This is a genomic window from Collimonas sp., from assembly GCF_044339385.1.
Classification (GTDB): domain Bacteria; phylum Pseudomonadota; class Gammaproteobacteria; order Burkholderiales; family Burkholderiaceae_D; genus Collimonas.
Genome location: NZ_JBIIVN010000014.1, coordinates 20,571 through 27,151, shown reverse-complemented (window position 1 = coordinate 27,151; position 6,581 = coordinate 20,571). Strand labels below are relative to the sequence as shown.

Sequence of the window (6,581 nt, the reverse complement as noted above, 5' to 3'; positions counted from 1 at the left end):
CGGCATATCACACTTGGGACCCACAGACACCTCGACAATATTTGCAAGAAATTGAATAGAAATATTCCATGTTCTTGCAAATTCCGCAACCGCTTTTGAGGCATCGGGCCCCGCCAACATTGGGGGGGATGGGGTTGTTCAGGGGTGACTAAGTTACTTGGCCCCACGGATGCGAGTGCGCATGCAACAACTCTGCCGCTTCCAGGTTGCGGGCACGCACGCGCACCGGATGGGCGACGTCCGGCACAAGGTCAATCAGGTCGACGCGGGTATGCGTGAGTATTTTCGCTGGCATATGGAGAGTGGCGTTAGTGATAAGCGCCGCCGCTCGATTTGAATTGGCAGAAAGGCGATAAATTATGTCTTTTTATCTTAAAACAGCCTTGATTTTTTTGCTTACACTTCTAATCTGGCGATAACTAGCGTCGAGCGCGGTCTTTTTGATCGCTAAGGCCGTTATATATTGGAACCAAAGTCATACGCGCTTTCCGGATTACTCACTTTCACTCTATCACCATGTAAACCGCTACCAAGCAGCTTTCCCCCGCGCTGGCGTCGCACGATACCGAAAAGATCGGCTTCCGCGTGCTGGGTGCCATCAGTTTTGCGCACTTCCTCAACAACATGATTCAGTCGCTGATCCTGTCGATCTATCCGTTGCTGAAGGGGAATTTCAACCTCAGTTTCGCGCAGATCGGCCTGATCACGCTGACTTACCAGATTACTGCATCGATCTTTCAGCCGCTGGTCGGGCTCTACACCGACAAGCACCCGAAGCCATATTCGCTGGCGCTGGGGACGGGCTTCACGCTGATCGGCCTGTTGCTGCTGTCGGTCGCACCCAGCTACGGCACGCTGTTGTTGGCGGCAGCGCTGGTCGGTACCGGTTCGTCGATCTTCCATCCAGAATCGTCGCGGGTTGCGCGTATGGCCTCCGGCGGCCGTCACGGCCTGGCGCAGTCGATCTTCCAGGTCGGCGGCAACGCCGGCAGCTCGATGGCGCCGTTGCTGGCGGCATGGATCGTGATCCCGCACGGGCAAAGCAGCATCGCCTGGTTCTCGGCTGCGGCGTTGCTGGCCATTCTGGTGCTGTGGCAGATCGGCAACTGGTACAAACGCAAGCGCCAGGAGGCCAAGGGCCGGCCTGCCAAGGCTCAGCAGCCGCATTTGGTGTTGCCGCGTAAGAAGGTCATGTTGTCGATCGGCATCCTGCTGACGCTGATTTTCTCCAAGTATTTTTACATGGCCAGCTTGAGCAGCTATTTCACGTTCTACCTGATCGATAAATTCCACTTGTCGGTGCAGGCGGCGCAGTTGCATCTGTTTGTTTTCCTGTTTTCAGTCGCTGCCGGCACCGTGCTGGGCGGACCGATCGGCGACAAGGTCGGGCGCAAGCTGGTGATCTGGGTCTCGATCCTTGGCGTGGCGCCGTTTACGCTGATGCTGCCCTACGCCAACCTGTTCTGGACCGGTATTCTGACCGTGATAATCGGCGTGATCCTGGCTTCGGCATTTTCGGCGATCCTGGTGTTTGCGTAAGAACTGGTGCCGGGTAAGGTGGGCACCGTATCCGGCCTGTTCTTCGGCTTTGCCTTCGGCATGGGCGGGATAGGCGCAGCGGCGCTCGGCAAGCTGGCAGACATGAGCAGCATCAGCTTCGTCTATCAGGTTTGTTCGTTCTTGCCGCTGATCGGCCTGTTGGCGATGTTCTTGCCAAATCTGGATGCCTATCGACGTAAGACTGCAGGCTGACGTCGATAGGCGAGCATAAAAAAGCGCGCTTGCATTTATCTGGCAAGCGCGCTTTTTAATTTTGCAGCAACCGTGTTGCTTATTTCTTTTGCTTGGCAACCCATTGTTCCAGCGCCTGCAGCGTGTTGCTGACATGCTTGTCGGGATCCATGCTGCTGTATTCATAGACGATGCTGCCGTTCGGCGCAATCACATACGATACGCGATCGGCATAGCCGGTTTTGTAGAGCAACACCGAATCGTAGGATTTCATGATGCTTTGGTCCTGATCGGCGGCAACCGGAAACTTGCTGCGGCATTCGCTCACTGAGAATTTGTTGAGGGTATCGATATTGTCGGCGGAGACCCCGATTAAGGTGGCGCCGAGCGCTTTGTACTTGTCGACCGCATCGGCAAACAGGTGCGCTTCGATGGCGCAGCCCTTGGTGAACGCGGCTGGATAGAAGTAGAGCACGACCGGGCCTTTTTTCAGTGCATCGGCCAGCGAGTAAGTAAACACCTGACCACCCAGCGACGCTTGCGTCGTGAAGACAGGTGCTTTGTCACCGGCTTTGAGGGCGGCAAAAGCCGGCGCGGTAATCGCGCCGCAAATCAGTAATGTGGCAATAAGTCTTTGCATTGGAGACTCCTGTTAAAGATATTCACCATGATGCTTCGAGAAACGGGAGTTGTCCAATGAACTTCTACGCTCCGCCCACAAATCTCAGGCCGACCGACTTTGTCAGCCTCATGTTGCAGCCCACGTGCGTTGTATTAACGACCACGCCCGCCGCGCCCGCCCCAGCCGCCGTAGTAGCCAAAACCGATGCCGATGGCCGGTGCCGCATACACCGGTGCTGCATACACAGGTGCCGGTGCATAGTAGCCGCCACCGTAATAGCCGCCGTAGCCGCCGCCATAGTACTGGTTGCCGTTGTAAGGCACGGCAACGCAGCCGCCTAGCAGTACCGTTGCGCCAAGCAAGCCTGCTGTCATAAGAAGTCGCTTTTTCATGTGGCCCTCCACCCATTGATGTAATGGAATTTGGATATAAGCCTAGCAGATAAGTTCAGGCTGGGAAGGTGGGGGATGTATCACGCATAAATCGGCGATAAAGGGGCGTATGTCAAAAAAAGGCAGAAAAAGACTGAAAAAGCCCCGGAAGAGACGCTGATGTCTTTCCATACTCCGTACAGTGGCGGTGCGGAGTATGGAAAACGGATGTGCTACTTTTACAATCGGTAACCAAATTCACGCTGGAATCGGTCGTCGATTTCTGCGCGGCTCGGTGCATGGTTCTGTGGGCCCTGGTGCGCAATCTTGATGCTTCCCAACAAACTGGACAAGCGGCCGGTCGTGGCCCAGTCCATGCCATTGGTCAAGCCATACACCATGCCGGCCCGGAAGGCATCGCCGCAACCGGTCGGATCGAGTACTCGCTCGGCCTTGACGCAAGGAATATTGATCTTGCTGTTGGCGATAAAGATCTCGGCCCCCAGTTCACCGCGGGTGACAGCCAGCGCCGATACGCGTTCGGCAATTTGCGGCAGCGACAAGCCGGTGCGTGCCGCCAGCATTTCTGCTTCGCAATCATTGACGGCGATGTAAGTCGCCAGTTCGATGAAGTGCTGCAGTTCCTCGCCATTGAACATCGGCATGCCTTGGCCGGGATCGAAGATCAGCGGAATCCCTTGGGCGACGCAATCTTCAGCATGCTGTAGCATGCCGTCGCGGCCATCCGGGGCGACAATCGCCAGTTTGACCGGGCCGGCGTCGGCCACTTTGTTTTCATGCGAATAAGTCATTGCGCCCGGATGGAAGGCGGTGATCTGGTTGTTATCAGCATCGGTAGTGATGAAGCACTGCGCGGTGTAGATCGATTCGATAGTGCGCACCGAGCGCAGCGAAATGCCTTGCTGCTCCAGGCGCTCAAGGTAGACGCCGGCATCGTGGCCGACAGTTGCCATGATCTGCGGATCGCCACCCAGCAGTTTCAGGTTGTAGCCGATATTGCCGGCACAGCCACCAAATTCGCGGCGCATGGTCGGCACCAGAAATGAGACGCTGATTTTGTGTAATTGATCGGCCAGCAGCGATTCCGAGAAACGCCCGGGGAATTGCATGATGACGTCGAACGCCAGAGAACCGCAGATGAGTGATGTCATAGTTTATATTTGGTGGGACAAAGTTGAGACGCAGCTGTATACCGAGTGTTCAAGCGTGAACCCGCCTTGTTTACATGCGCATACGGAGTTTATCATTCGCCTAATAAACCTTGCTGCGCTCACGGATAAAATAGATAGACCCGATAACCGGATGCTCTGAGTTGCTGTAATTCGAACGTCAACTTGACGGGCTGCTCCTGATCGCTGCCGAAACCAAGGCTGGCATTGGTTGCCGCGCTGAGATAATCGCGTGGTGCAAATACGCGGCGTACGATGGCTTTCTCGTTGCCGTCATTCAAGGTGAGTTCAATGCTCGGCCAGGCTTGCACGGTGTCGCTGCGATTGCGCAGTAGTAGATTTAGCGAAAAAATATTACGGGCTGGATCGAGTGCCTGTAATTCGTTCGCGTCAATCGAAATCGCATCGATTTTCATCGGCAACTGAACGCTGCAGCCGATTTTCGCGCAGACACCGGTCAGCAGCGGCTTGAGTTGCGGTGCTCGCACCGCCAGCTGGTCGCGGAACAGGTAGGCCGATTGGCCGAGGGCGCCGACCAGCAACAGCGCGCCGATACCCCACATGGCGCCGCGCAATGGCCGGCCGATGCGTTGCTTGCGCCTGGCGCTGAGGACGAAATCAGGCTCGCTGGAGGCTTCCTGTTTCGATTCGGTGATGTTGCCACCGCTTTTTTCGCCGCTCTTATCTCTACTCTTATCGCTACTCTTTTGGCCGCGCCAAGGCTTGCGATACAATTCGTCGATGATGCGATCCAGCTCGTCGTTTTCTGACGCCACCGTGCCGGCGTCGCCCTTAGCTGCCAAGTCTTCGTGGCCGGCGACTTGCATCAGGGTCATGCGCGCCATTTGTTGCTCGTTGATCCCTTGGTCGTCATCAGCGTTGACATAGGCATCGACATCGACATCTGCATGACGATGCCAGACATTGGGTGACTGTGTCGCCTCAGGTTCTGGCGCTGTTTCAGCGGCAATAGAAGGTTTCACCAGACCGAATGGCGTGTGGTGCGCATCATCCGGGGCAGATTTGCCGTTTTCTTCCGCGATACGTAAATCTTCCTCCAGACCGTCGATGGCGGCTTCCACCCGGTGTGAGGCGGAAATCCGCATATTTGCTGTCGATGACGGAGCAGCTACTCTTTGCGGGTTTTGCGCTGCGGCTGATTCGTCGTGACCGGTGTCTGTCGCCACCGCAGCATCGGGCGCCAGCATGCGCTCCGGTTCTGGCGCGGCGGTGGCAACTGCTGTGATGCCATCGTGACGAGGATGCGATAGCGGCGCAATCTGCTGCGTCTCTGCTGGTGCGGCGATCGCGGCGGCATCGATGTCGTGGACTTGGATTGCGGCTTCGGTGAATGCTTCGGTTGGCGCTTGGGTTGGTGCTTCAGCGGGGGCTTGAGTTGGTAATTGAGTTGGTACTTGAGTTGCTGATTGACGTGTCGTTTCAGTGATTGTTGGTTCTGATGCTGCCGGTTGTATCGTGGCTGCCACTGTTGCTGGCGTTGCAGGCACTGCAGCATGATTCTGTGCGGCCGAGGAGGCCGGTGACTTCGCCGCTGCTTTGGCGACAGGGGCTGCAATCTCGGGGCGCACCAGATGTTCGATGCCGTTGAATACTTCACGGCAGCTACCGCAGCGGACCAGGCCGCCGCGCAGCTTCAACTGGTCATTGGCGACTCGAAACGTGGTGTGACAATGTGGACATTGGGTCGCGAGCGTCATGGTGCGCCACTTATGCCCGCAGTTTTCCGGATAGAGCAACCCAGCCATCATGCTCGGCCCAGACTGTCAGCGATATCCACTGTGCGTAGGCGGCAATCACATCGTCGGCCTGAGTCGCCAGTACGCCGGACAGGGTCAGGCTGCCACCTGGCGCGATACGGTTGCACAGCATTGGTGCCATCAGCTTGAGTGGACCGGACAGGATGTTGGCGACCACGGCATCGAATACTTGTATGCCGGTGTGTGCGGAGAAATCTTCCGGCAAGTAATAGTCCGCGCTGCAATGATTGCGTTCGCTGTTGTAGCGTGCTGCGTCGATTGCGTGCGGATCTATGTCGACTCCGATTACGGTCGGGCAGCCAAGCTTCTTGGCGACCATGGCCAGAATGCCGGACCCGCAGCCGTAGTCGAGCAGGGATTGCGGTTGTTGTGCCGGTACGTTTATTTCCAGCCACTCCATGCAGAGGCGGGTGGTCGGATGACTGCCGGTGCCGAATGCCAGGCCCGGATCGAGCTCCAGTATCAGCGCGTCAGCATCGGGGGCATCGTGCCAGCTTGGCACGACCCAGATACTCTTGCCGATATGAATCGGATCGAATTGCGATTGCGTCAGGCGCACCCAGTCTTGCGCCGCGACCGGACGCAGCGAATAAGGTGGGACCGGCACGCCGCAGGCTTCGGCTGCGGCGCTGACGATGGCGGCGTGGTCGACATCGACATCGGCCAACACCACGACCCGGCTGCGTTGCCACGCCGCCTCTTTGGGCTCCATGCCGGGTTCGCCGAACAGCGGTTGTTCGGACGGTGTGCCTAGATCAGCGTCTTCCACCGAAACCGACAGCGCGCCAGCCGCCATCAACGCATCGGAAAGACTCTCCGCGTCGGTCAGTGGTACTTCAATAACAATTTCGGTCCAACTCATTTGATGCCTTCATTACCAAGCGTTATG

The 6,581-nt window shown here is 57.0% G+C and carries 6 protein-coding genes and 1 pseudogene; 1 reads left to right on the top strand and 6 read right to left on the bottom strand.

The window, feature by feature from the left end; all coding sequences use genetic code 11:
* Positions 1 to 148 precede the first annotated feature (148 nt).
* A complete protein-coding gene (locus tag ACIQ0R_RS02090) occupies positions 149 to 295 on the bottom strand; it encodes a hypothetical protein (protein WP_395823208.1) in 147 nt (48 codons plus the stop codon).
* Positions 296 to 549: 254 nt separating this feature from the next.
* On the opposite strand from ACIQ0R_RS02090, the pseudogene ACIQ0R_RS02085 reads away from it, so the two are divergent.
* Positions 550 to 1,752, top strand: a pseudogene (locus tag ACIQ0R_RS02085) (MFS transporter).
* 79 nt (positions 1,753 to 1,831) lie between these two features.
* Here the strand turns inward: ACIQ0R_RS02085 and ACIQ0R_RS02080 are convergent.
* The 5 genes from ACIQ0R_RS02080 to prmA all read right to left on the bottom strand — a co-directional run bounded on the left by ACIQ0R_RS02080 (position 1,832) and on the right by prmA (position 6,554).
* A complete protein-coding gene (locus tag ACIQ0R_RS02080; RefSeq protein WP_395823206.1) occupies positions 1,832 to 2,371 on the bottom strand; it encodes a peroxiredoxin in 540 nt (179 codons plus the stop codon).
* A 134-nt stretch (positions 2,372 to 2,505) separates the two neighbouring features.
* A complete protein-coding gene (locus ACIQ0R_RS02075) occupies positions 2,506 to 2,745 on the bottom strand; it encodes a hypothetical protein (RefSeq protein ID WP_395823204.1) in 240 nt (79 codons plus the stop codon).
* 218 nt (positions 2,746 to 2,963) lie between these two features.
* On the bottom strand, positions 2,964 to 3,896 hold the full coding sequence (locus ACIQ0R_RS02070; protein WP_395823202.1) for a carbohydrate kinase family protein: 933 nt from the start codon (positions 3,894 to 3,896) through the stop codon (positions 2,964 to 2,966).
* Positions 3,897 to 4,015: 119 nt separating this feature from the next.
* On the bottom strand, positions 4,016 to 5,632 hold the full coding sequence (locus ACIQ0R_RS02065) for a DUF3426 domain-containing protein (protein ID WP_395823200.1): 1,617 nt from the start codon (positions 5,630 to 5,632) through the stop codon (positions 4,016 to 4,018).
* 10 nt (positions 5,633 to 5,642) lie between these two features.
* A complete protein-coding gene (gene prmA, locus ACIQ0R_RS02060) occupies positions 5,643 to 6,554 on the bottom strand; it encodes a 50S ribosomal protein L11 methyltransferase (protein WP_395823198.1) in 912 nt (303 codons plus the stop codon).
* Positions 6,555 to 6,581: the final 27 nt, after the last annotated feature.